The 24,022-nt window shown below is 65.7% G+C and carries 19 protein-coding genes; 7 read left to right on the top strand and 12 right to left on the bottom strand.

The annotated features are described in order from the left end of the window. Nucleotides 1-57 precede the first annotated feature (57 nt). Together QA635_RS11435 and QA635_RS11430 are read right to left on the bottom strand one after the other, a co-directional pair. On the bottom strand, nucleotides 58-1,605 hold the full coding sequence (locus tag QA635_RS11435; protein WP_283068994.1) for a hypothetical protein: 1,548 nt from the start codon (nucleotides 1,603-1,605) through the stop codon (nucleotides 58-60). A 91-nt stretch (nucleotides 1,606-1,696) separates the two neighbouring features. Continuing rightward, nucleotides 1,697-2,767 (bottom strand): hypothetical protein, encoded by a 1,071-nt coding sequence (locus QA635_RS11430; RefSeq protein WP_283068993.1) that lies wholly within the window; start codon nucleotides 2,765-2,767, stop codon nucleotides 1,697-1,699. A gap of 204 nt (nucleotides 2,768-2,971) precedes the next feature. On the opposite strand from QA635_RS11430, the gene QA635_RS11425 reads away from it, so the two are divergent. From QA635_RS11425 to QA635_RS11415, 3 genes are all read left to right on the top strand, one after another. Next, on the top strand, nucleotides 2,972-3,346 hold the full coding sequence (locus QA635_RS11425; RefSeq protein ID WP_018273297.1) for a Crp/Fnr family transcriptional regulator: 375 nt from the start codon (nucleotides 2,972-2,974) through the stop codon (nucleotides 3,344-3,346). After that, the gene (locus QA635_RS11420) at nucleotides 3,343-4,152 is read left to right on the top strand and encodes an MBL fold metallo-hydrolase (protein ID WP_069279480.1); all 810 of its coding nucleotides are present in this window, start codon (nucleotides 3,343-3,345) and stop codon (nucleotides 4,150-4,152) included. Before QA635_RS11425 ends, QA635_RS11420 begins: the two co-directional genes overlap by 4 nt. Nucleotides 4,153-4,292: 140 nt before the next feature. Beyond that, nucleotides 4,293-4,907 (top strand): glutathione S-transferase family protein, encoded by a 615-nt coding sequence (locus QA635_RS11415; protein WP_283068989.1) that lies wholly within the window; start codon nucleotides 4,293-4,295, stop codon nucleotides 4,905-4,907. Nucleotides 4,908-4,979: 72 nt separating this feature from the next. On the opposite strand, the gene QA635_RS11410 is transcribed toward QA635_RS11415, so the two are convergent. Genes QA635_RS11410 through QA635_RS11400 form a run of 3 tightly spaced genes read right to left on the bottom strand, consistent with a single transcriptional unit; the run spans nucleotide 4,980 to nucleotide 7,012 of the window. Further along, nucleotides 4,980-5,474 carry a TPM domain-containing protein gene (locus QA635_RS11410; protein WP_283068987.1) on the bottom strand — a complete coding sequence of 165 codons (495 nt, stop codon included), beginning with the start codon at nucleotides 5,472-5,474 and terminating at the stop codon, nucleotides 4,980-4,982. A gap of 2 nt (nucleotides 5,475-5,476) precedes the next feature. Further along, on the bottom strand, nucleotides 5,477-6,373 hold the full coding sequence (locus QA635_RS11405; protein WP_283068984.1) for a TPM domain-containing protein: 897 nt from the start codon (nucleotides 6,371-6,373) through the stop codon (nucleotides 5,477-5,479). 21 nt (nucleotides 6,374-6,394) lie between these two features. Continuing rightward, the gene (locus QA635_RS11400) at nucleotides 6,395-7,012 is read right to left on the bottom strand and encodes a LemA family protein (RefSeq protein ID WP_283068982.1); all 618 of its coding nucleotides are present in this window, start codon (nucleotides 7,010-7,012) and stop codon (nucleotides 6,395-6,397) included. A gap of 160 nt (nucleotides 7,013-7,172) precedes the next feature. On the opposite strand from QA635_RS11400, the gene QA635_RS11395 reads away from it, so the two are divergent. Genes QA635_RS11395 through QA635_RS11385 form a run of 3 tightly spaced genes read left to right on the top strand, consistent with a single transcriptional unit; the run spans nucleotide 7,173 to nucleotide 10,391 of the window. Next, complete coding sequence (locus QA635_RS11395; protein ID WP_038386235.1) at nucleotides 7,173-8,027, top strand: enoyl-CoA hydratase; 855 nt, start codon at nucleotides 7,173-7,175, stop codon at nucleotides 8,025-8,027. A gap of 8 nt (nucleotides 8,028-8,035) precedes the next feature. After that, a complete protein-coding gene (locus QA635_RS11390) occupies nucleotides 8,036-9,181 on the top strand; it encodes an acyl-CoA dehydrogenase family protein (protein WP_283068981.1) in 1,146 nt (381 codons plus the stop codon). A 13-nt stretch (nucleotides 9,182-9,194) separates the two neighbouring features. After that, on the top strand, nucleotides 9,195-10,391 hold the full coding sequence (locus QA635_RS11385; protein WP_283068979.1) for an acyl-CoA dehydrogenase family protein: 1,197 nt from the start codon (nucleotides 9,195-9,197) through the stop codon (nucleotides 10,389-10,391). Between the two features lie 121 nt (nucleotides 10,392-10,512). Here the strand turns inward: QA635_RS11385 and QA635_RS11380 are convergent, their stop codons facing one another. From QA635_RS11380 to QA635_RS11350, 7 genes are all read right to left on the bottom strand, one after another. Further along, nucleotides 10,513-12,840, bottom strand: coding sequence for a xanthine dehydrogenase family protein molybdopterin-binding subunit (locus tag QA635_RS11380; protein WP_283068977.1), 2,328 nt, complete (start codon nucleotides 12,838-12,840; stop codon nucleotides 10,513-10,515). A 159-nt stretch (nucleotides 12,841-12,999) separates the two neighbouring features. Beyond that, complete coding sequence (locus QA635_RS11375; protein WP_283068975.1) at nucleotides 13,000-14,088, bottom strand: S1C family serine protease; 1,089 nt, start codon at nucleotides 14,086-14,088, stop codon at nucleotides 13,000-13,002. Nucleotides 14,089-14,186: 98 nt separating this feature from the next. Further along, nucleotides 14,187-15,062, bottom strand: a complete 876-nt coding sequence (locus QA635_RS11370) for a dihydrodipicolinate synthase family protein (RefSeq protein ID WP_168855765.1) — start codon at nucleotides 15,060-15,062, stop codon at nucleotides 14,187-14,189. After that, a complete protein-coding gene (locus tag QA635_RS11365) occupies nucleotides 15,055-16,011 on the bottom strand; it encodes an NAD-dependent epimerase/dehydratase family protein (RefSeq protein WP_283068972.1) in 957 nt (318 codons plus the stop codon). The genes QA635_RS11370 and QA635_RS11365 overlap by 8 nt, the downstream gene beginning before the upstream one ends. A 23-nt stretch (nucleotides 16,012-16,034) precedes the next feature. Further along, on the bottom strand, nucleotides 16,035-17,675 hold the full coding sequence (gene pgm, locus QA635_RS11360; protein ID WP_283068971.1) for a phosphoglucomutase (alpha-D-glucose-1,6-bisphosphate-dependent): 1,641 nt from the start codon (nucleotides 17,673-17,675) through the stop codon (nucleotides 16,035-16,037). A 244-nt stretch (nucleotides 17,676-17,919) separates the two neighbouring features. Then, a complete protein-coding gene (locus QA635_RS11355) occupies nucleotides 17,920-19,572 on the bottom strand; it encodes an acetolactate synthase large subunit (protein WP_283068969.1) in 1,653 nt (550 codons plus the stop codon). Between the two features lie 78 nt (nucleotides 19,573-19,650). After that, nucleotides 19,651-22,317 (bottom strand): M1 family metallopeptidase, encoded by a 2,667-nt coding sequence (locus QA635_RS11350; protein ID WP_283068967.1) that lies wholly within the window; start codon nucleotides 22,315-22,317, stop codon nucleotides 19,651-19,653. Between the two features lie 250 nt (nucleotides 22,318-22,567). Here QA635_RS11350 and QA635_RS11345 point away from each other — a divergent pair, with 250 nt between their 5' ends. Continuing rightward, nucleotides 22,568-24,022, top strand: a complete 1,455-nt coding sequence (locus QA635_RS11345) for a GH1 family beta-glucosidase (protein ID WP_283068965.1) — start codon at nucleotides 22,568-22,570, stop codon at nucleotides 24,020-24,022.

Raw genomic sequence — 24,022 nt, 5'->3', positions numbered from 1 at the left:
GCGACGCGGAATGTAGCATCAAATAATGACGCGCAGCCGCTTCGGTTCCGGCCGAAATCACCGGCCCTTCACGAAGCACATGCCGATGCGCGAGGCCTTCCCGGCCACCTGGCAGGCAAGGCCCTCGGCGCAGGTCCAGCCGCGGAAGCTGCGATCGCTCTCGGCGGGCCTCGCGCCCGGCAGATAGCAGTGCGCGCCCCAGCCGTCGCTGTATTCGGTGCCGGCAAGCTCCGCGCTGCCGCGCTGCTGCGGCCGGTTGGAGAAGCCGCGCGAAAAGTCCGGCGCCTTGCCGTCGCGGAAGCTTGCAAGGATATCGCGGCGGCGAGGCTGGTCGCCGAAGAAATGCGGCGAGGCCGGCACCACGGTGGAGTTCGACGGCTTTGCCGCCATCCAGTCGACGCCGGGGAAATGGAAGCCGCCGATGCCGCGGGTCTGGTGGCAGCCGGCGCAGGTGACATCGTTGAGGCGCCGCTCGAAGCCGGCCAGCGACTGGATGTTCTGCAGCTTCGTTCCGTCGGCCGCAGCCTTCTGCAAGGCGCCGACGACGTCACCATCGGAGAACACCGCATTGCCGGCCGTGCCCTCGCCCTGCACCATGCCGAACTCGGGCTCCAGCTCGCTGACATCGAAACCGGTCGGCGTCGGCGCGACCGCTGCGGTCGCGAGGAAGCGATCGGGGATCAGCAAGGTGCCGCGATCGAGCTCGGCAAAATGTTTGGGATCGAGCAGCCACGCCTTGAAGTCGCGCCTCAGTGCCTCGTCCGCCAAAATGCGGTCGCGATCGATCTGGTTCTCCAGCGGCGCTTCGGCAAACCGCTTTGCCGCGCCGTCATAATCGAACACTTTGAGCAGATAGTCGGTGCGGAAATCGCGCACCGCGGATTTCGGCGCGTGCGCGATCTGCAGATTGGTCTCGATGCGATCGATATTGCGCGCATCGATCAGGTCGAGCGGACCGTCCTTGCCGAGCAGTTTCTCCATCACCGGCGGTGCACTGCCGGTCGCGAGCCAGCGCCGCGCGATTTCGCGGCAGCCAAGCGATGCGTCGTTGCCGTCGCCTTTCGCCTTCAGCACGAAGTTCAGCGTCATCGGCAGCCGTTGCGACACCGCGTTCTCGCCGATCGGCGGCACATCGGTACGGGTCAGCCGGTAGATCAACCGGATTTCACCGCAATCTTTCGGCGCCACATAGGCGCGGTCCATGCGGTTGACGATGCCTGACAGCACGAAGCGGACGTCGGGGGATGCAAGCAGCGCCCGGTCGAACAGCTGAAAGGCGAAGCCGTCGCCGACGCCGATGCTCTCATTCGGCAGGCTTGCCTTATGTTTTGCGACGTAGCGATCGAACTCGCGATCCAGCGCCTCGCGCACCGGAACCATCGCGGCGAGCCCGAACAGATCGCGGTTGGACAGCGGCGTGTCGGCGGAACGCTCCGGCGCGAGCATCCGGCCGAGGTTGAAGCGGCCATGATCGAGCTCGCGCAGGATGGCGGGATCGATGACAGCCGCGCCGCGCTCGAGCGTGCGATCCTCGGCGGCACGTGCAGGCGCGACGCCGCAGAGCAGAACGGACATCAGCAGGAGGCATTTCAGCGCACGGCTCATGCCCCCACTAACACCGCGCGGCAAACCCTATTCAAGAAGAAAGGCGCTTCACATCGTGGTGAAGCGCCTTGGTGTTGTCGCGTTTCGGCGATCAGCGAGAGACGATCAGGCCCTTGCTGGTGACGACCACCCAACGGCCGTCCTGCTTGCGGATGGCGTCGACGCGGCCGAGACCCGGAACGGGGTCGCCGGCATAGACCTCGTAGATGCCGCCGCGGCCCTCGATCAGCGCGCCGCCATTGCCGACGTCGCGCAGCGACCAGCCGTCGACCACCGGCAGGCGGCCGACCTCGGGCCTGGGCGCGGCTGGGGCCGCCGCGGCAGTCGCCGGGGTGATCGAGCCCGTGACCTCGCGGGCGGGCGTCGCCGCGGCGGCGGTCGTCTGCGGCGTGGCGCGGAGCTTGTCGACCGCCTCGCTGAGCTTGTTGAGCTTGGCCATCGGCTCGGCCTGGGCCTTCTCGACCTTCTCGATCCGGTCGCTGGCCTTGCTGAACTGGGCCTGGCCGGCCTTGGCGGTCTGCTCGACGCTGGCCTTCAGCGCGGCGACCTCGGATTCGATCCGGGCGAGCGCGGCATCGGCCGCTTCCTTCGCCGCCGCGTCCCTGGCAGCCGTATCGGTCGCGGAAGCAACGGCGGGGGTGGCAAGATGGCCGAGCCCTGCGGTCGCGAGCGCACCGCCGATGGCGCCGGCCACGGTCGCCAGCGCAATCACCGCGGCCATCGCCCCGATCCGGCGCGTGCCGGCCGGCTTGCCTGCCGCCTTGGCCGCCTGCTCGGCGCCCGGCCTGGATGCGGTTGCCTCATGGTCCCAGGTGCGGTCACCCGGCGCCATGATCATCAGCTTGCCCGGAAAATGCGGTTCTTCCCGCTTGCCGGTCTCGACCTTGGGCACGTCCATATTGGTCGGCTCGACCTTGGCCTCGACCCTCGGCTCGATCATGGACTCGATCTTGGGCTCGATCCCGGACGGTTCAAGCTTCGAGGGTTCAATCTTGGGCGCGTGCATCCGGGGCGCGTCCGCCTTTGGCGACGTCTCTTCCTGCTCGGGCGCAAGCCGGGGAGCTTCGACACCGGTCGCGGCCATCACGGGCTCGCTTTTCGCCGCCATTTCGGCGCCGGTTTGACCGCTGACCGGCTCGCTCTGCTGCTCACTCACGTTCAAAGTCTCCAGACTAGGTTGACAATTCGGTAACTTTTATTGCTTGCGAAATGGTTACCCCGCTCCGCCATTACCTAAATTTTAGGGAGTTTTCCGGGCCGGATTTGGGCGATGCTGCCCTGCGGCAATCTGCGCCGCTTCCGTTTGCGCGCGGCGCTTTCCCGATTAACATACCGCCATCTTCCAGCCAGAAGGCAGGAGAGCGCCATGACGATCGAGAAATGCATCAAGGAATTTGGTGTCGATGACGTCATCTTTGAGGAAGGCTCGACCGGCCGTGAGCTGTTTGTCGTGCTCGACGGCAAGGTCGACATCGCCAAGATCGATCGCGGAAACAAGACTGTTATCGTCAGCCTCGGCAAGGGCGAGTTCTTCGGCGAGATGGCCGTGATCGACGGCTCGGCGCGCTCGGCGACCGCCATCGCCTCCGCGCCCGCGACGCGGGTGATGCGGATCAACCACGCCCGCTTCGTCTATCTGGTCAGCCAACAACCGGCGTTTGCGCTGATGGTGATGGATGCGCTCTCGAAGCGCCTGCGCGCATCCAACGCGGTCACTTACCGGACGGCGGCAACACCATGAGCGACCGCAAGCCAAGCCCGTTCAAGACGCTGTTCGACGCCGAGGTCGCAACACTGATCCAGGCCGCCGACGACGTCTATCAGATCCGCTTCAAGAACCGCGCGGCGAACGCCTATCTGGTGCGCGGCAGCAAGCGGACGATCATGATCGACGTCGGACTGTCGAGCAATTATCCGTCGCTCATTGCCTGCCTCAACCATCTCGGGGTGACGCCCGAGATGATCGATATGGTGGTGCTGAGCCATGAACACCTCGACCACATCGGCGCGGCCTATCATTTCCACGGCAGCGCCTATATCGCCGCGCACCGGCTCGCCGCCAACAAGATCATGCTGCGCGACGATTTCTCGATGCTGCGCAAGATGTTCAACGAGCCGAACGTGCCGATCGATATCGACATCTGGCTCGAGGAAGGCAACCTGATCGACCTCGGCAATTTCCGCCTCAACGTGATGTACACGCCCGGCCACACCTCGGCCTGCATCACGCTGTTCGACCAGGACAAGGGCCTGTTGTTCGCCGCCGACACGCTGATGCCCGGCGGCGTGATGGGCGGCGTGTTCGGCTCCGGCTCGATCGCCGACTACATCCAGTCGCTGGAGCGGTTGAAGGGCCTCAACTCGAAGATCCTGCTGTCGGGTCATGGCCGGCTGTCCGATACGCCGCAGGACGATGTCCGGATCGCGCTGCAGCGCTCGCACGGGCTGCTCGAGGACACCGCGCAACTGTTCGACGCGCTCGATGCGCGCTCGAATTTCGAGCCGATCATGCAGTCGGTGCGCGACCTCAACAAGCTCGACGATTGAGCTCAGTTCTTCCCCGTCGTTGCGAGCCAACGGGTCGCAATGACGTTCGGGCGACCGAGCACCTTCACATTTGACAAATCCGCGCCCGGCCTGTTCAACAGCGGCAACAACAACGCTGAAGAAAACAGGGAGCGAGGACCATGAAGCTTTACGACTCGATCGGACCCAATCCGCGCATCGTGCGCATGTTCATGGCGGAAAAGGGCATCGAGATACCCAAACAGACCGTCGACCTGCGCAAGGGCGAGAACCGCGAGACGGAACACCTGAAGCGCAATCCGCACGGCCAGATGCCGGCGCTCGAGCTGGACTGCGGCAACTACCTCTCCGAGATCACGGCGATCTGCGAATATCTCGAGGAGAAGCACCCCTCGCCCGCGATGATCGGCACCACGCCGGAAGAGCGCGCGGAATGCCGGATGTGGACGCGCCGCGTCGATCTCAACATCGCCGAGCCGCTGGCCAACGGCTACCGCTTCGGCGAAGCGCTGAAATTCTTCGAGAAGCGCATTCCCGTTGCACCCGAAGCCTCGCCCGGCCTGAAGATGATCGCCGCCAACCGCATCAAATGGCTCGATGACCAGATGGCCGACGGCCGCGACTATATCTGCGGCAAGCGCTTCACGCTCGCCGACATGCTGCTCTATTGCTGGCTCGATTTCGGCAACCAGGTCGGCCAGCCGCTGGACCAGTCGAACGCCAACGTCGTCGCCTGGTTCAACCGCGTCGGCGCGCGGCCATCGGTGAAGGCGTAAAAGGCGGTCTTCTCATCCTCCCCCTCCAGGGTCCCACCAGGGGAGGATGAAGAGCACCCGACCACTCAATCCCTAAATCACCACCGGCTTGTCCGGCAGCTCATTCGGGCCGGCCGGCGGCGGAAAATACTTCGCCAGCTCGCGCGACACCGCCTCAATCCCCTCGATCACGCCCTGCTCGAAGCGGCCTGCCCGGAAATCCGTTTCCATCGTGCGGCAGATCGCCTCCCAGCCGGCATGGCCGACCTTCGCGTCGATGCCGCGGTCCGCGACGATCTCGACGTCGCGGTCGGCGAGCAACAGATAGATCAGGACGCCATTGTTCTGATGGGTGTCCCAGACCCGCAGGTGCGAGAACACGTCGAGCGCGCGCTCCCGCGCAGCCTGATTGCGGAACAGCGGCACGCCGTCGAGCGCGCCCTCGACGACGAAGCGGATCTGGCCGGAATGAGTGGCCTCGCCGGCCTTGATCGCCCGCTCGATGGCGTCGAGCACGCGCGGCGGAAAATCACGCCGCACCCGCCAGCGGTGTTCGAGCAGATGCTTGCCGATACGCTTGATGCCCATGCCTACCAGCTCCCCGAGGCGCCGCCGCCGCCGAAGCTGCCGCCTCCGCCGCTGAAGCCGCCGCTATCGCTCGAGCTCGAGCCGCTGCTCCAGCCCCCGCCGCCGGACCAGCCGCCGGAATAACCGCCGCCGCGCCGGTACGGTCCCGAGCCTGCCGCCGGACCGCCAAAGTTCAATCCGCCGAAGATCAGCGCCGCAACGGCGGCGAACAGGCCGACCACCAGCGCCGTGGCAAGCGAGCCGGCCACCATCCAGGTGAAGACGCCGACGACACCGCCGGTCGCAACCGAGCCCAACAACCGTCCCAGTATCCCACGCAACACGCCGGCCACGATGATGACGATAAAGATTGTCACCGGATTGGCGAAGTCGACCAGGTTCGGCCCTTGCCAATGCTCGGGCTCCGGCGCCGGCAATTGCTCGCCATTGATCAGGCGGATCATCCGGTCGACGCCGGCCGAGATGCCGCCGGCGAAATCGCCGGCCTTGAATTTCGGCGTGATGTCTTCGTCGATGATGCGATGGGTGACGGCATCGCTCAGCACGCCTTCGAGGCCGTAGCCGACCTCGATGCGCAAATGCCGGTCGTTCTTGGCGACGACAAGGAGCGCACCATCGTCGATCTTCTTGCGCCCGATCTTCCAGGCCTCGGCCACGCGGATCGAGAACTGCTCGATGGTTTCTTCGCCGGTGGTCGGCACGATCAGGACCGCGATCTGGCTGCCCTTGCGAGTCTCCAGATCCTTCAGCCGGTCGGTCAGCGATGCGATATCGCCGGCGGACAGCGTCCCGGTCTGGTCGACGACGCGGCCGGTGAGCGGAGGCACCGCGACCTCGGCCCATGCCGGGCAGACCAAGCCCAGCAGGAAGGCGAGCAGGATAACGCGTGCGGCGGTCATCGCGATGCGCGCACGCCGGCGTTATTTCGACGGCGCCGGGGTCGGCGACGGATTATTGAAATCGACCTTCGGCGCGGTCGATATTTCCTTTTCATTGTCGACCGTGAAGTTGGGCTTCTCCTTGTAGCCGAACGCCATCGCGGTCAGATTGTTCGGGAAGGTGCGGATGCCGACATTGTAGTCCTGCACTGCCTTGATGTAGCGATTGCGCGCTACCGTGATGCGGTTCTCGGTGCCCTCGAGCTGCGCCATCAGGTCGCGGAACAGCGCGTCCGATTTCAGCTGCGGATAGTTTTCTGTGACGACCAGCAGCCGCGACAGCGCGCTGGTCAATTCTCCCTGCGCCTGTGTGAACTTCTGGAACGCGGCCGGGTCGTTGAGCACCTCGGGCGTTGCCTGGATGCTGCCGACCTTGGCGCGCGCGTTGGTGACGCCGAGCAGCACGTCCTTCTCCTGCTGCGCAAAGCCCTTCACGGAGTTGACCAGGTTGGGCACGAGATCGGCGCGCCGCTGGTACTGGTTCACCACCTCCGACCAGCTCGACTTCACCTGCTCGTCACTGGTCTGGATCGCGTTGTAGCCGCAGTTGGTCAGGCTCAATGTCGCCAGCGCTGCGAGCACGGTCCAAAGCTTGCGCATGAAGATGGTCCTCCCCGGGTGGATTCTGCGTCAGCGTAACAGATTTTCGCCGGATAATCCCGTGCGGCGGATTTCGCGGCTTCTTTTGCGGATGATGACGCTTGCCTATCCCTGCCCGCGCCGTTCATCATGGCGAAAAAATCGATCGCGGGAGGATCCATTGGCGTCTGAACAATTCGAGACGATTGTTGTCGAACGGCCCGAGCCCGCGATCGCGCGGATCGTGATGAACCGCCCCGAGGCCCGCAACGCCCAGAACCTGCAGATGACCTACGACCTCAACGCCGCCTTCGACCGGGCGGTGCAGGACGACGCGGTCAAGGTCATCATCCTCGCCGGCAACGGCCCGCATTTCTCGGCCGGTCACGATCTCAGGCCAGGGGCCAAGAACCAGGCCGGTGTCGATTTCCCGCCAGTTGGAAATTGGGGCGGCTTCGCCGAGCCCAACGCCCATGGCCGCTTCGCGCGCGAGCAGGAGATCTACCTGCAGATCACAAGGCGCTGGCGCAATCTGGCAAAGCCGACCATCGCCGAGGTACACGGCAAGTGCATTGCCGGCGGACTGATGCTGGCCTGGGCCTGCGACCTGATCGTTGCCAGCAACGATGCCGAGTTCTGCGACCCCGTGGTGACGATGGGCGTCTGCGGCGTCGAATGGTTCGTGCATCCCTGGGAGCTCGGCGCGCGCAAGGCCAAGGAGATGCTGTTCACCGCCGACGTCTGGAGTGCCGACGAGGCGCATCGTCTCGGCATGGTCAATCACGTGGTGCCGCGCGGCGATCTGTCGTCGTTCACGCTGGCGCTGGCGCGGCGGATTGCCGCAAAGCCCGCCTTTGCGCTGAAGCTTTCCAAGGAGGCGGTGAACCGCTCGATCGACATCATGGGGCAGCCTGCCGCGATCGATCAGGCCTTCGCGCTGCATCAGCTCTGCCACGCCCACAACCTTCAGGAATTCGGCATGGTGGTCGACCCCGCGGGTCTGCATCCCTCCGTCAAGAAAACCGCCAACGTGTAGCAAGCCAGATGGACCTCACCCTCAGCGACGAGCAGCGCCTGCTGCGCGAAAGTGCCGACCGCTTCGTGGCGGAAACCTTTAACCCCGAGCATCGCAAGAAAGCGGCGAACGATCCGCTGGGCTATTCGCCCGCGATCTGGAAACAGTTCGCCGAGCTCGGCTGGCTGGCGCTGCCGATCAGCGAAGCCCATGGCGGGCTCGGCGGCGGCGCGATCGAGATCGGACTGTTGATGGAAGCATTCGGCCGCGGGCTGGTGTCCGAGCCGTTCCTATCCACGGTCGTGATCGGCGCCGCGCTGGTCGCCGAATGCGGCACCGAGGCGCAGAAGCAGGCGATCCTCCCTGATGTTGCCGAGGGCAAGCTTACGCTCACCTTCGCGCATTCGGAGCGCGCCGCGCGCTTCGACCTCGCTCATGTCGACACGACGGCCAGCAAGACGGCCGACGGTTGGCGCCTGAACGGCAGCAAGATCGCCGTGCTCGACGGCGCGGCAGCCGACCAGATCATCGTCTCGGCCCGTATCGCCAACGCCAATGGTGCGTCCGGCAAGCTTGGCCTGTTCCTGGTGCCGGCGGGGACGCCCGGGCTCACTCTGCGCGACTACGCGCGGCTCGGCGGCGGGCGCGGCTGCAATCTCGATCTGAAGGATGTGCAATTGCCGGCCGATGCGCTGCTCGGCGACGGCAGCGATGCGCTACCCGCGATCGAAACCGTGGTCGACCGCGCGATGGCCGCGCTCGGCGCGGAGGCGGTCGGCATCATGCAGACGCTGCTCGACACCACGCTCGAATATACCAAAATCCGCAAACAGTTCGGCCGGCCGCTATCGGCCAACCAGGTGATCCGCCATCGCCTCGCCGACGTAGCGATGCAGGTCGACGAGGCGCGCTCGATGGCGTTGCGCGCCGCGCTGATGGCCAATGCCGAGCCCGTGGCCCGCAGCCGTGCGGCATCCGGCGCCAAGGCGAAGATCGGCAAATGCGCGCGCTTCGTCGCCGAACAGGCGGTGCAGCTGCACGGCGCGATGGGCGTCACTGAGGAGCTCGACATCGGCGCCTATTTCAAGCGGCTGCTCGCGTTCGATACGCTGTTCGGCAACAGCGCCCATCATTATCGCCGCCACGCCGCGCTCAGCGGCCGCGCCCACGCCTAACGGAGAGCGCACCATGGATCTCACCTTCAGCGCCGAGGAACGCGCTTTCGAGCAGGAAGTCCGCGATTTCATTGCCGGGAGCCTGACGCCGGAGATGAAGCGCGCCACCGCGCTGACGCCGTCGGTGTTCTCCGATCCCGACATCGGCATGGCCTGGCAGCGCGCGCTGCACAAGAAGGGCTGGGGCGCGCCGGGCTGGCCGGTGGAGCATGGCGGACCGGACTGGACGCCGGCACAGCGCTGGATCTTCGAGGCCGAATGCGCCCGCGCCGGCGTGCCCAATGTCAACGTGATGGGCGTCAAGATGGTCGGCCCCGTCATCATCGGGTTCGGCTCGCCCGAGCAGCAGAACTTTTACCTGCCGCGGATTCTCTCCGGCGAGGATTACTGGTGCCAGGGCTATTCCGAGCCGGGCTCGGGCTCCGACCTCGCCTCGCTGAAAACGCGCGCGGTGCGCGACGGCGACGACTACATCATCAACGGCACCAAGATCTGGACCACGCACGCCCACCACGCCAACCGCATGTTCGCGCTGGTGCGCACCAGCGACGGCGAGCGGCAGCAGGAGGGCATCAGCTTCATCCTGATCGACATGAAGACGCCGGGTATCACCACGCGCCCGATCCTGACCATCGGCGGCGACCACGAGGTCAACCAGGTGTTCTTCGACGACGTCCGCGTTCCCATCGCCAATCGCGTCGGCGAGGAAGGCAAGGGCTGGACCTACGGCAAATATCTGCTCGAATTCGAGCGCGGCTCCGGCATCGCGTCCGCCAAGCTGCGCGAGGCGCTGAAGACGATCACCGATCTCGCTGGCTCCGAGGTTACCGGCCGCGCCATCGAGGATCCCGATATCGCGGTCCGGATGTCGGAGGTCGAGGTCGATATCGATGCGCTCGAGATGACCGAGCTCAGGGTGCTGTCGGCGCTGCAGACCGGGCAGAATCCCGGCGCGGTGTCGTCGCTGATCAAGCTCAGGGTCAGCGAGATCCGCCAGGCAGTGACGCGGCTCGGCGTCGACGTGATCGGCCAGGACGGGCTTGCCGTCGAGCCGGCGCGGCCGTTCTACCGGCTCAACCACGAGCCGGCGATCCCCGAAGAACTGCTGCCGGTGGTGCCGGAATATCTCAACGGCCGCGCCTATACGATCTTCGGCGGATCGTCCGAGATCCAGCGCGACATCATCGCGAAGATGGTGCTGGGGCTGTAGCCCCGTCGTTCCGGGGCATCGCAGAGCGATGAACCTCAGGTGCGCAATTGCGCACCGGGGAACCTCGATGTTGTGGCGCGAGCTTCCGGGTTCGACGCTGCGCGTCGCCCCGGAATGACGGCTAAACGGCCGTCGCCTTGGCGTCGCGAATCGCCTGCCAGATCTTCGACGGCGTCAGCGGCGTGTTCAGCTGGGTGATCCCGACCTCGCTCAGCGCATCCATCACGCCGTTGGTGATGCAGGGCGGCCCGCCGATCGCGCCGGACTCGCCGCAGCCCTTGGCGCCCAGCGGATTGGTCTTGCACGGCGCGGAGCCATCGAGCGTCACCGTGATCGGCGGAATGTCGTCCGCGCGCGGGATGCAATAGTCCTGATAGCTCGCAGTCAGCAACTGGCCTTCCTCGCTGTAGGCCACGCCTTCGTACAACGCCTGGCCGATGCCCTGGACAACGCCGCCATGCACCTGCCCCGTCACCAGCATCGGATTGACCGCGACGCCGACGTCGTCGACCGTGGTGTAGCGCACCACCCGCGTGACGCCGGTCTCCGGATCGATCTCGACCTCGCAGATATGCGTGCCGTTCGGCCAGCTCGGCCCGTCGACATTGCCCTCGCTCTCGACCGAGAGCTTTGCGCTGTTTTCCTTAGCCGCGATCTCGAACAGGCTGATGCGCCTGTCGGTGCCGACCACGGTGAGGAAGCCGTCGCGATACTCGATGTCCTCGACGGAGGCTTCCAGCAGATTGGAAGCCTTGTCGCGCGCCTTGTTGATCATGTCGTTGGTGGAGACCGCAACCGCGGTGCCGCCGACGAACAGCGAGCGCGAGCCGACGCTGCCGAAGCCGGTGGCGAGGTCCGTGTCGCCCTGGACGACGTCGATCTTGTCCATGGCGATGCCGAGCGTATCAGCGATCATCTGGGTGTAGGTGGTGGCGAGGCCCTGCCCCATCGCCATGGTGCCGGAATGCAGGATGACGCGGCCCTCGGCGGTCGCGTGCAGCGAGACGTTCTCGGTGTGGGCGCGGCCACCGGTCCACTCAATGTAGCTGGTCAGGCCGCGGCCGTAGAGCAGGCCCTTCTTCTTCGCCGCCTTCTTGCGCGCGGCAAAGCCGTTCCAGTCGGCCAAATCGGACGCGCGCTCCAGCATGTGCGCGAAGGCACCGGAATCGTACACCTGCCCAACCGCGTTGGTGTAGGGCAGCTGCGCCGGCTTGATGTAGTTGACCTTGCGGATGGTGCGCGGGTCCATGCCGATCTGGCGCGCGGCGGCGTCGAACAGCCGCTCGACGATGAACACCGCCTCGGGCCTGCCGGCGCCGCGATAGGCGCCGACCGGCGCGGTGTGGGTCATCACCGACTTCACCTCGAAATGCACCAGTGGCAAATCGTAGACGCCGGTCTGCACGAACGGTCCGAGCACCAGCGGAATGATGTTGGCGGTGCCCGACGAATAGGCCCCGGTACCACCGATCGAGCGCACCCGGTAGGCCAGCACGCGGCCCTTGGCGTCGAGCGCGAACTCGCCGGTCGAGGTCAGATCGCGGCCATGGGTGCCGCCGACGAACTCGTCGGTGCGGTCGCCGCGCCAGCGGATCTTCTCGTTCAGCTTCGTCGCGGCATAGGCGACGATGCCGTCTTCCGGATACAGGCTGGTCTTCTGCCCGAAGCCGCCGCCGATGTCGCCGACCAGCACGCGTACGCTGTCCTTCGGCCGCTTCAGGATCGATTCCGCCAGCAGGTCGCGGGTCGAGCCCGGGGTCTGCGACTGCACGTGGAGAATCAGCCGTCCGGTCTTCTTCTCGATCTCGGCAATGGTCGAGCGCGGCTCCATCGCCGACGGCACCAGGCGCTGGCTGACCAGATCGAGCGACACCTTGTGCGCGGCATTGGCGAAGGCTTCCTCGACCTTGGCGGCGTCGCCATAGCTCATCGCGGCCACGATGTTGTCGGGCGCCTCCGGCCAGACCGCCGGCGCACCGGGCTTGATCGCATCGACCGGATCAACCACCGAGGGCAGCACCTCGTAATCGATCTCGATCGCCTCGGCCGCGGTCTGCGCCAGCACCCGCGAGGTCGCGACCACGGCCGCGACGCCCTCGCCCGCGTAACGCACCACATCATGCGCCAGCAGGCGCCGTGGCGGCACGGTCATCGGCGAGCCGTCGGGCCGCTTGAAGATCGCAAGCGTCGGCAGCGTGCCGATATCGTCCTTGACGAGGTCGGCGCCGGTATAGACGGCCTTGACGCCCGGCATCTCCAGCGCCGCCCTGGCGTCGATCGCCTTGATGTTGGCGTGGGCGTGCGGCGAGCGCAGCACGTGCAGCCAGAGCGCACCGTCCTGCGGCTTGTCGTCGATGAAATGCCCCTTCCCGGTGACCAGCCGCTGGTCTTCCAGACGCTTGACTGGCTGGCCCGCACCAAAACGCATATTGCCGGGAAGAATGTTCATCAGAGGGTCCTTCGAGCTTCCAAGAATTTCCAGAGAATTTGGCGGGGGTTTTAGCGGATTTTGGCGGCCTGACAACCACGCGCCGGCCGGAGGACAGGCGTCTCGTCGCGCGGCGCGCGAAAGCACAATCCGGTGGCACGCGTCAGGGCAGTGACGACATTATTGCGCCCGGCCGATATCGACGATGGCGACTTCGACATCGCGCGCCGAGCCGTCGCGGTTCACGCTGAGCCGCACCTTCTTGCCGACCCCGATCTGCTCGAGCTGGTCGGCCAGATCGGAGAGCCGGTGCACCGGCTTGCCGTCGACCGCGGTGATCACGTCGCCGAGCTCACCGGTCGACATGTCGACCCCGCGTAGCCCGGCGCGCTCGGCCGGCGACCCAGGTGTCGTGCGCACCACGATCAATCCTTCGGCACCGATACGGGTGGCGACGGCCTCATTCGCGGTCACGATGCCGATCCCCGGCGTCGGCACGCGGCCGTTGCGGATCAGCTCGGGCACCACGCGATTGACGATGTCGACCGGGATCGCAAAGCCGATGCCGGCATTCGAGCCCGACGGCGACAGGATCGCCGTGGTCACGCCGATCAGCCGGCCGGCGGAATCGAGCAACGGGCCGCCCGAATTGCCCGGATTGATCGCGGTGTCGGTCTGGATCACATTGGAGATCTCGCGCCCGCTCGAGGTCGGCAGCCGGCGCTTGAGCGCGCTGATGATGCCGCTGGACATCGATTGATCGAGCCCGAACGGGTTGCCGATCGCGTAGGCGAACTGGCCGACCTTGAGATCGGCCGAGCTGCCGAGCGCCAGTGACGGCGGCAGCTTGCGCGCGCTGCGGATGCGCAGCACCGCCAGATCGTAGTTCGGCGCCGTGCCGACGATTTCGGCTCGCACCGCTTCGCCGGAGGCAAAGCGGATGGCGACCTGGCTTGCGTTCTGCACCACGTGGTTGTTGGTGACGACATGGCCGTCATTGTCCCAGACAATGCCGGTGCCCGACGCCGCGCCGCCCTCCTGCTCCTCGCTCAGCGGATTGGCGGCGGTTTGCGTCACCACCTGCACGACCGACGGCGAGACCTTCTCGAAGACCTCGACATTGGCCTTTTCGGCATCCGACAGCGCGCCGCGCTCGGCGACCGCGCGGGCAGCCGGGCCGCTCCACGGCGCCTGACGGATGCTGCCGGCCGCGAATATCAGCAGAACGGCCGCGATCACGGCCAGGACAAGGACGGTACGCCGATTCATTGCTGTGCTCCACGCAACAAACGCGCTGACCAAGCGGAGGTTTCTGGCATGGCCAAGGCGGATTGCCCGGCATTTTGCCGCGCAGCCCCCCGACGGCGTCAGCCCAGATCGCGCAACGCCGCCTCGACCACCTTGCGCTGCTCGGCCGTGAGCGGCGCCTGCGGCGGCACGGGATCGCCGACGTCGTAGCCCTGGCTCGCGAGCCCGGCCTTGATGCAGGCGGCGAGGTTGAAGCGGGCAAACGCCTCGTTGATGCGCCACAGCTTGCGCTGCAGGGCCATCGCCTCATCCCAGCGGGTGCGGCGGCACAGATTGTAGAGCTCGACGCTTTGCCGCGGGATGATGCAGGCCGGGCCCGCCATCCAGCCATGGCCGCCGATCAGCATCACCGCGGCCGGAATATGGGCAGAGGCCGAGAACACTTTCAGGCTGTCGCCGCAACGGTTCATGATCGACAGCAGCCGCCCGGTGTTGGTCGAGGCGTCCTTGATGTAGCCGATGCGCGGATGCCCGGCGAGCCGCGCGATGACGTCGAGCGTGAGGTCGGAGCGCTGGAAATTCGGATTGGTGTAGATCACGACCGGAATGTCGACGGCATCGGCGATGGCGCGGAAATAGGCTTCGACCTGCGCGTCGCCGACCGGAAAATACGCCTCCATGATCGCGAGGATGCCGGTCGCGCCGCGCTTCTGGTAGGCCTTGGCCTGCGCCACCGCATCCGCCGTCGAGGTCGAGGCGACGCCGGCCACCACGGGCACGCGGCCCTGCGCGGCCTCGATCGTGGTCGCCACCACCTGCATGCGCTGCGCATTGTTGAGATAGGCGAATTCGCCGGTCGAACCGAGCGGCGTCAGGCCGTGGACGCCGGCCTTGACCAGATCGTCGCAGAGCCGGCCCAGCACCTCGGTGCGGACATGGCCGGCAGGGTCGACCGGGGACACCAGGTACGGAAAGACGCCGTGGAAATCAGCCATTTGCGAGCCTCGTTGACGGCGAGACATAATCGGGATCGTGCGCAAAGGGAAGCGGCGCGCCGCTGCGCAAGGCGCCGAGCACCGCTGCGAAATCCGTGCCGGCACGGAAGCCGAGCAGCCGTTCGGCCTTGCTCGCGTCGTAGATCCGGCCGATCGATTTCGGCAGGCGCCAGCCACGCCGCGCGAACAGCGCCGGCGCATCCGGGAAGGTGCGCGCGATCACCCCGGCCGCGTCGGTCTTCAGGTCGGCGACATCGCTGCGCGCAAAGGGCGTCGGCGCGCTGATCACAAAGACCTCGAAGCCGCGGATCTTGTCCAGCGCCACGACATGGGCATCGGCGGCGTCCTCGACGGTAAGGCGGCGGTACAGCAGCTCGGTCGCCTTCAGGTTCTCGCCATGGATGTCGCGGATGGTATCGTCATCCTCGGGGAAGAAGCGGCTGGTGCGCAGCACCGCGCAGTTCAGCCCGTGCTCGCGGCTGTACAGACGGCACAGCCCTTCAGCGGCAAGTTTTGTCACGCCGTAAATGTTGCGCGGCTCGAGCGGTCCTGTCGTCTCGTCGAGCCATACCGCAGCATGGCCTTCCTCGTCGCGGATCGCCTGCGAAATCATCAGCGAGGTCGTCGAGGTGAAGACGAAACGGTCGTGGCCGGCAGCCACTGCTGCCTGCAGCAAGTTAAGCGTGCCTGACACGTTGACGTCGACAAAGGCCTGCGGCCCGAACCGCGCGATATCGGGCTTGTGCAGCGCGCCGCCATGGATCACGGCCTCGATGCCGCGCTCGGCGAACACGCGCTCGACCACCGATCGTTCGGCTACCGAGCCTGTGACATCGGTCGCCTCGCCCGGGACGACGTCGAGGCCGACCACATCATGGCCGGCCTGTCGAAGCCGCGGCGCGAGGAAACGGCCGAGCCAGCCGGAGGAGCCGGTCAACAATATTCGCATGAGGTCCGCCCGGCCCGCGCCTTTCAGAACACCTTGGCGATCGCGGCCTGCGCGTCGCCCTGGATCTGCTTCAGATGATCCGGCCCGCGGAAGCTTTCGGCGTAGATCTTGTAGACATCCTCGGTGCCGGAGGGACGCGCGGCGAACCAGCCCGCCTCGCTCTCGACCTTGATGCCGCCGAACGGCTGGTCGTTGCCCGGCGCCTTGGTCCTGACCGCGCGCACGGCATCGCCGGCGAGCTGCGTCATGTTGAGCTGATCGGGCCCGAGCGCCTTCAGCGCGTTCTTCTGCTTCGGCGTCGCCGCCACATCGATGCGCTCGTAATAGGGAACGCCGAGCTCAGCGGTCAGCTCGGCGAACAATTCGCTCGGATCGCGGCCGGTCTTGGCGATGATCTCGGCCGCCAGGAGGCCGAGGATGATGCCGTCCTTGTCGGTGGTCCACACCGAACCGTCGCGCTTCAGGAACGATGCGCCCGCGCTCTCCTCGCCGGCAAAGCCGAAGCCGCCGCTGCCCAGCCCATCGACGAACCATTTGAAGCCGACCGGCGTCTCGACCAGCTTGCGGCCCAGCTTCTTCGCGACGCGATCGATGATCGAGCTCGACACGATGGTCTTGCCGATCGCGGCGTCCTTGCTCCATTGCGGCCGGTGCGCGAACAGATACGCGATCGCGGTGGCGAGGAAGTGGTTCGGGTTCATCAGCCCGTTCGAGCGGGTCACGATGCCGTGGCGGTCGGCGTCGGTGTCGTTGGCGAAAGCGACGTCGAAACGGTCGCGCATCCCGATCAGGCTCGCCATCGCATAAGGCGACGAGCAGTCCATCCGGATCTTGCCGTCCCAGTCCGCGGTCATGAAGCGGAAGGTCGGATCGACCGCATCATTGACGACGCTGGCGTTGATGCCGTAGCGCGCGATGATCGGCTGCCAGTAGTGCACCGCCGCGCCGCCGAGCGGGTCGATGCCGATCTTGACGCCGGCAGACTTGATCAGCGCGAGATCGACGGTGTTGCCGAGATCGGCGACATAGGGCGTGATATAATCGTGCAGATGCGTGGTCGCCGCCTTGCGCGCGCGATCATAGGACAGCCGCGCGACGCCCTTGAGACCGGCCTCGATGTAGCGGTTGGCGTTCTTCTCGACCACGGCGGTGACGTCGGTGTCGGCCGGACCACCATGCGGTGGATTGTACTTGTAGCCGCCGTCCTCCGGCGGGTTGTGTGACGGCGTGATGACGACGCCGTCGGCGAGGCCCGCGCTACGGCCCTTGTTGTAGCTCAGAATCGCATGCGAGATCACCGGCGTCGGGGTGTAGCCGCCCTGCGCGTCGATCATGATCTCGACGCCGTTGGCCGCGAACACCTCGACCGCGCTGGCCAGCGCCGGCTCGGCCAGCGCATGGGTGTCGATGCCGATGAACAGCGGCCCGGTGAGACCCTTCTCGCGCCGGTAATCGCAGATCGCCTGCGTGGTGGCGAGGATATGGTCCTCGTTGAAGGAATTCTTCAGCGACGAGCCGCGATGGCCCGAGGTGCCGAACGCAACCCGCTGAGCGGGATCGCCAGCGTCGGGCTTGCCGGCAAAATAGGCAGTGACCAGCCGCGGCACATTGGCGAGCGAGGCGGGATCGATGGGTTTTCCGGCGGCAGGATTTGGTGCAGTCACGTGACCTCTCAGATCTGGTATCGCCGACAATCTGCGCAATGGTGATGCCATTGCGTGACATCTTGGCGTGCTACCATGGCGGCTTACGTTCAATCAAGCCGAGCGCTTTTCGTTCCTTGCCCATCGCAGCAATGCTTTGGCTTCTTGTTTGAGCATGATCTCCGCGCAAACGCTTTGCGTTTGTCGCGAGGAAAGACCGCTTCGTACTTTGCGCTAACGCGGCCCTTCGGGTCCGGATCATGCTCTACGACACATCGATCTGCTGCACCTTCTCGCGCAATTCGTCGACCAGCACCCGCTTGTTCTCGGTATAGTCGATCGGCACCACGACGAGGTGCACGCCGCCGCCCGAGAAGGCCCGTTCCAGTGTCGGGACGATCGCATCCGTGCTCGTGATCCGCGAACCCTTGGCGCCGTAGCTTTCGGCGTATTTGACGAAATCCGGGTTGCCGAAGGTCAGGCCGAAATCCGGGAAATTGTCGACCGCCTGCTTCCAGCGGATCATGCCGTAGGCGGAATCCTCCAGGATCAGGATCACCAGATTGAGCTTGAGGCGGACGGCGGTCTCGAGCTCCTGCGAGTTCATCATGAAGCCGCCATCGCCACAGACCGCGAGCACGCGGTTGCTCGGATACAGCATCGCCGCCATCATCGCCGACGGCAGGCCGGCGCCCATGGTCGCGAGCGCGTTGTCGAGCAGCAGCGAGTTCGCGAGCAGCGTGCGATAATTGCGTGCGAACCAGATCTTGTACATGCCGTTGTCGAGCGCGACGATGCCGTCCTCCGGAATGACCTGCCGCACATCGTGCACGATGCGCTGCGGTGTCGGCGGCCAGCGGCCCTCGGTGGCGCGATCGGTGATCTTGGCCAGAATGCTTTGGCGCAGGCTGAGCAGCGCGCTGGCATGCGGCAGCTTCCCCTCGACCCGATCGGCCAGCAATTCGAGGCTCGGCCCGACATCGCCGATCACCTCGCATTGCGGGAAATAGACCTGCTCGACCGTTGCCGGCATGTAGCTGACATGGATCACCTGCGGCCCCTTCGGGCCCATGATGAAAGGCGGCTTCTCGACCGTGTCGTGACCGATCGCGATGATGAGGTCGGCGCGGTCGATCGCCTCGTGCACGTAGTCGCGCTCGCTCAGCGCGGCGGTTCCCATATACTGATTGGTGCCGCCGGATACCGTGCCCTTGCCCATCTGCGTGGTGATGAACGGGATCTTCGTGCGCCGCACGAAGTCGCCGATCCCGGCAGTCGAACGCGGACGCGATGCCGCAGCACCAAGCATGATCAGTGGGCGCTGCGCCTTCAGGATCATGTCGGCGGCACGGTCGAGCGCGGCGGCGTGCGCGATCGGAATCTCGATCGGATGCGGCGGTATCATTTCGACCGGCGCAATCTCCTCGCCTGCGATATCTTCCGGCAGTTCGAGCAGCACCGGCCCCGGCCGTTCCTGCGTCGCAATTCGGAAGGCGTCGCGAACCAGCGTCGGAATGGTCGCGCCGCTGACGATCTGCAGCGACAATTTGGTCAGCGGGCGAAACGTGTTGACGATGTCGACAATCTGGAACTTGGCCTGCCGGCTGCTCAAGATGCCCTTCTGTCCGGTCAGCATCACCATCGGCATCGCGCCGAGCAGCGCGTAGGCGGCGCCGGTGGTCAGGTTGAGCGCGCCGGGACCGAGCGTTGTCATGCAGACGCCGGGCTTACCGGTCAGCCGGCCATAGGTCGCCGCCATGAACGCCGCCGCCTGCTCGTGGCGGGTCACGATCAGTTTGATCGAGGATTTGCGCAGGCTCTCGACGACATCGAGATTCTCCTCGCCCGGGACGCCGAACACCCGCTCCACGCCCTCATTCTCGAGCGCCGCGACCAGCAAATCGGAACCTTTGACCATCTCAGCCTCGCATCGTTGATTGCATGCCGCGCACGGAGCATAGCCGCATCGCGCGCCGCCGGAAACTGCTTCGCGAGCTCACGGCTTGTGCGCCCTGATCCAGGCATCGGCGGCGGGCAGCACGCGCGCGGCAAGATCGGCCGAGATCGCGATCGCCTGCACCGATCGCGCCACCATCACCCGTCCGCCGGTGGTCGATTGCGACGGAGCAAACGCGGCCAGTTCCGCCGCGTGGTCCTCATCGGTAAAATTGGTCATGAAGTTCGGCACGAACTGGTCGCGGAAGTTCGGCCCCTGCCTTGCCAGCAACGTATCGAAATTAGTCAGGACGAAGTCCCAGGCGAGCTGCGGCTGCTCGCCGGCGGACGCAACCGCGTTGATCATCCCCGTCACGATCGTGTCGGGCAATTCGTTGGTCAGCGTCAACGCCAGCGTCGCCCGCGCCAATTCGGCATCGCGGGCGCTTGCCGCGGCGAGATAATAACGCAGCCGTTCATTGGTCGCCGTGCTGTTGCGCGCCAGCGCCAGCAGCTGGCCGTAGGTCGCCCGATCGGCGGTCACACCGACAACATGCGTGACGGCATCGCGCAATGCGGTCGGAAGCGAATTGGGATCATCGACGAATGCCGCAAAGCGCCGCTTCGCTTCCGCCACAATAGCCGCATCCCCGAGGTCGCCGAGCGTCGAGATCAGGCTTGCACGCAACAACGCAGTGTCATCGTCGCCTGAACCGGCGCCGTCCCATCCGATCCGATCGAACACCGGGCGCAGCTTGGCGCGGGCATAGGCCTGGATCACCGGCCGCTCGGTGCGGCCGCGCGACAGCCGGTTCAGCGTTGCGAATGTCGAGATCACCTGGTCCCACACCGCGCGTTGGTCACCGGCATCGAGGGCATCGAGCAGCGCGAGATAGGACGGCGCCTCCGCGCGGCCCGCCTGCACCAGCGCCCAGCTGTCTGTGACGACATTGAGACGGTCCGTGACCTGCATTTGCGGGAATGCGTTCAGCAACGCCGCACGGTTCTTCGGGCCGTACTCGACCCTGAAGTAGCCGACGTCGCCGAGGTTGACCTTGATCGCATCGCCGCAGGCGCCGGCCGGGATATTGGTGCTCCCCTTCAGCAATATCTCGTCAAACGGCTTGCCATGCGCCGGCCCGACCGCAACCGGGATCTGCCAGTTGCGGGCCGGCAGCGGCGGATTGTTGGCCGGCGCGATCACGAAGCGGTCCTGCCGCAAGGTCAGACGTTGCGCCATGCCAGCACAGTCCGTCTCGGCCACGACCAGCGGCACGCCGTCCTGCTCGGTGAAGGAGGCGGCGATACCGGTGATGGTCTTGCCGCCGCTACTCTCGAGCGCCTGCCAGAGATCGGCGGTCGTCGCGTTGCTGTAGGCATGCGCGGCCATGTATTTGCGGATGCCGTCGCGGAACGCCGGTTCGCCGAGATAGGTCTCGAGCATGCGGATCAACGCCTGCCCCTTGTTGTAGGTGATGGCGTCGAACGCCGTCACCGCTTCGCTGTGATCGGCAATCGGCTGCTGCACCGGATGCGAGGTGCGCCGCGCATCGAGCGCCATGGCGAACTGCTTCGCGCCGTAGCCGTTCAGCCAGCCCTGCCATTGCGGATAGAACTGCTCCGAAGCCTTGGTTGCCATCCAGCTGGCAAAACCCTCGTTGAGCCAGAGATTGTCCCACCACGCCATGGTGACGAGATCGCCGAACCACATATGCGCCATCTCGTGCGCGATGATGGCGAAGATGCCGCGCCGCGCGGTCTCCGCAGACGTCGCGGGATCAAACAGCAGCCGGCTCTCGAAGAAGGTGATGCCGCCCCAATTCTCCATCGCGCCGCCGAACCCGCCGGGAACGGCGATCAGGTCGAGCTTCGGCAGGGGATATTTGACGCCGAAATAGTCGTTGTAATAGGCGAGCAGCTTCACCGCGCTGTCGAGCGCAAACCGGCCCTGCCCGCCCTTGCCCTCCGTCGTCACCACGCCGACCGTGACGCCGCCGGCATCCGCTGTGATGCGCTCGAGCTCGCCGACCGTGAGCACGAACAGATAGCTCGACATCTTCGGCGTCGGCGCGAACGTAACCTTTTTGAGATCGCCGGCGACCGGCTCTTCGCTGGTCACGGGCATGTTGCCGACCGCGAGCAGATTGCGCGGAATGACGACGGTCAGCGCGAAGCTCGCCTTGAACGACGGCTCGTCCCAGCACGGGAAGATCCGCCTGGCATCGGCCGGCTCCAGCTTGCTGGAGATCATCCGCTTGATCCCGGTCCTGGTCGGGTAGTCGACCGAGAACAGGCCAGTACCGAATTTGTTGATCTGCGCCGTGAAGGCGATGCGCAGCTTGTGGCGGCCGGCCGCAAGCGGCCTGGCGAAGGTCAGCGTTGCGGTCTGCGCGGCGGCGTCGGTCGCGACCTCCACGCGCTGCGCGCCGTCATCGATCGTAACCTCGGTGAAAGTCGTGTTGATCGCGTTCAGCGTCAGCTGCGCGGTCGCCTCGCGCACCTCGATGTCGACGGTCTCGACGCCTGGCAGAGCGAGGCCCGTGATATCAGGCGTCAGCTCGATCGCGTAATGCAACGGGACGACCGTCTTCGGCAGCTTTCCGGGCGTGTGGTCGAACGAGAATGTCTGCTCGGCCTGCGCGCTTGCGGCCATCGCCAAAGCCAAGCCGATCGCAGTGGCAAGACGACGCAGCAGCGCCCTTCGGACATGGGTTGCAGGCTTGTTCATCGCGCGCAGCTCACCGGGATCTCGGGGATATTCGGATGTCATTGCGGAAGGACGTAGCAGGCAATCTAGTAGAGAAAATGTCGCCACAAAACTGACAACTCCGCGACATTGACATCACAATGGTTCGCATTGATTGGTGCGCCGCTCGCCACGGCGCTTGGGCCTGCTGACCCTTGTTGCTCAACGGCGGGATGGAAGGTTAACCTACGGCCCGCATTCCAACCGCAGCGTTCGGCGACGGGAGACAGCAATGTTCGGAAAGTTCTCGCGCCGGCAGTTTGCGGGCCTTGCAGGCCTCTCGGCGTTCGGTTTGACCGGCCCTGCCGAGGCTGCAAACCGTGCGTCACGGCCGGACGGCACGAGCTTTCCCGCGGGCTTCATCTGGGGCACCGCAACCTCGTCGTACCAGGTCGAGGGCGCGGTCAATGAGGACGGCCGCGGCCCATCGATCTGGGACACTTTCACCCATACATCGGGCAAGATCGAGGACGGCTCGACCGGCGACCGCGCCAACGACCACTATCACCGCTACAAGGAGGACGTCCGCCTCATCAAGGATCTCGGCGCCAAGGCCTATCGCTTCTCGATCGCCTGGCCGCGGGTGTTTCCCGATGGCACCGGCACGCCGAACCCGAAGGGCCTCGACTTCTACAACCGCCTGGTCGACGAGCTGCTGGCGAACGGCATTGAGCCCTACGCCACGCTCTATCACTGGGACCTGCCCCAGGCGCTGCAGGACCGCGTCGGCGGCTGGCGCTCGCGCGACACCTCGAAGGCATTCGGCGACTATGCCGGCTACGTGGCGCAGCGACTGACCGACCGCGTGAAGAACGTCTTCACCCTCAACGAGGTCGGACGTTTCCTCCCCTTCGGCTATGCGCTCGGCGTCGACGCCCCCGGGCTGAAGCTGCCGGCGGGCGAGGTAAACCAGGCGCGCCATCATGTGGCGCTGGCGCATGGCCTTGCGGTGCAGGCGATCCGCGCCAAGGGCCGTGCCGGCACGCGGGTCGGGCCGGCCGAGAACATCACCGCCTGCGTGCCCGCCTTCAACACGCCGGAAAACATCCGCGCCACCGAAACCGCGACCCGCGAGCTCAACGCAGGTTTTCTCGGCGTCGTCCTCGAAGGCAAGTACACCGAAGGCTTCCTGCAATATGCCGGCGCGGATGCGCCCAAATTCACCGCGGACGAGCTGAAGATCATCTCGCAGCCCAATGATTTCGTCGGGCTGAACATCTACGCGCCGCAATGCTACATCCTTGCCACCGACCATGCCCCCGGCTGGAAGCCGCTGCCGATGCCGGCCTCCTTCCCGCACATGAGCTCGGAATGGCTGCGGATCGCACCAGAGACGATCTATTGGGCGCCGCGGATCGCCGCCAAGCTGTGGAACATCAAGAGCATCTATATCAGCGAGAACGGCACGTCCGGCGAGGACAAGGTGCATCCGGACGGCCAGATCTACGATCTCGACCGCATCATGTTCCTGCGCAACTACCTCGCCCAATTGCAGCGCGCGACCGCCGACGGCGTCCCGGTCCACGGCTATTTCCTGTGGAGCCTGATGGACAATTTCGAATGGATCTTCGGCTATGAGAAGCGCTTCGGCCTCTACCGGGTGGATTTCGAGACCCAGGCCCGGGTGCCGAAATTGAGCGCGGCGTTCTACCGTGACGTGATCGCGCGCAACGCGATCGGGGTGTGA

The organism is Bradyrhizobium brasilense (assembly GCF_029714345.1).
Taxonomy (GTDB): Bacteria; Pseudomonadota; Alphaproteobacteria; order Rhizobiales; family Xanthobacteraceae; genus Bradyrhizobium; species Bradyrhizobium australafricanum.
This window is presented reverse-complemented; position numbering and strand designations above follow the sequence as displayed.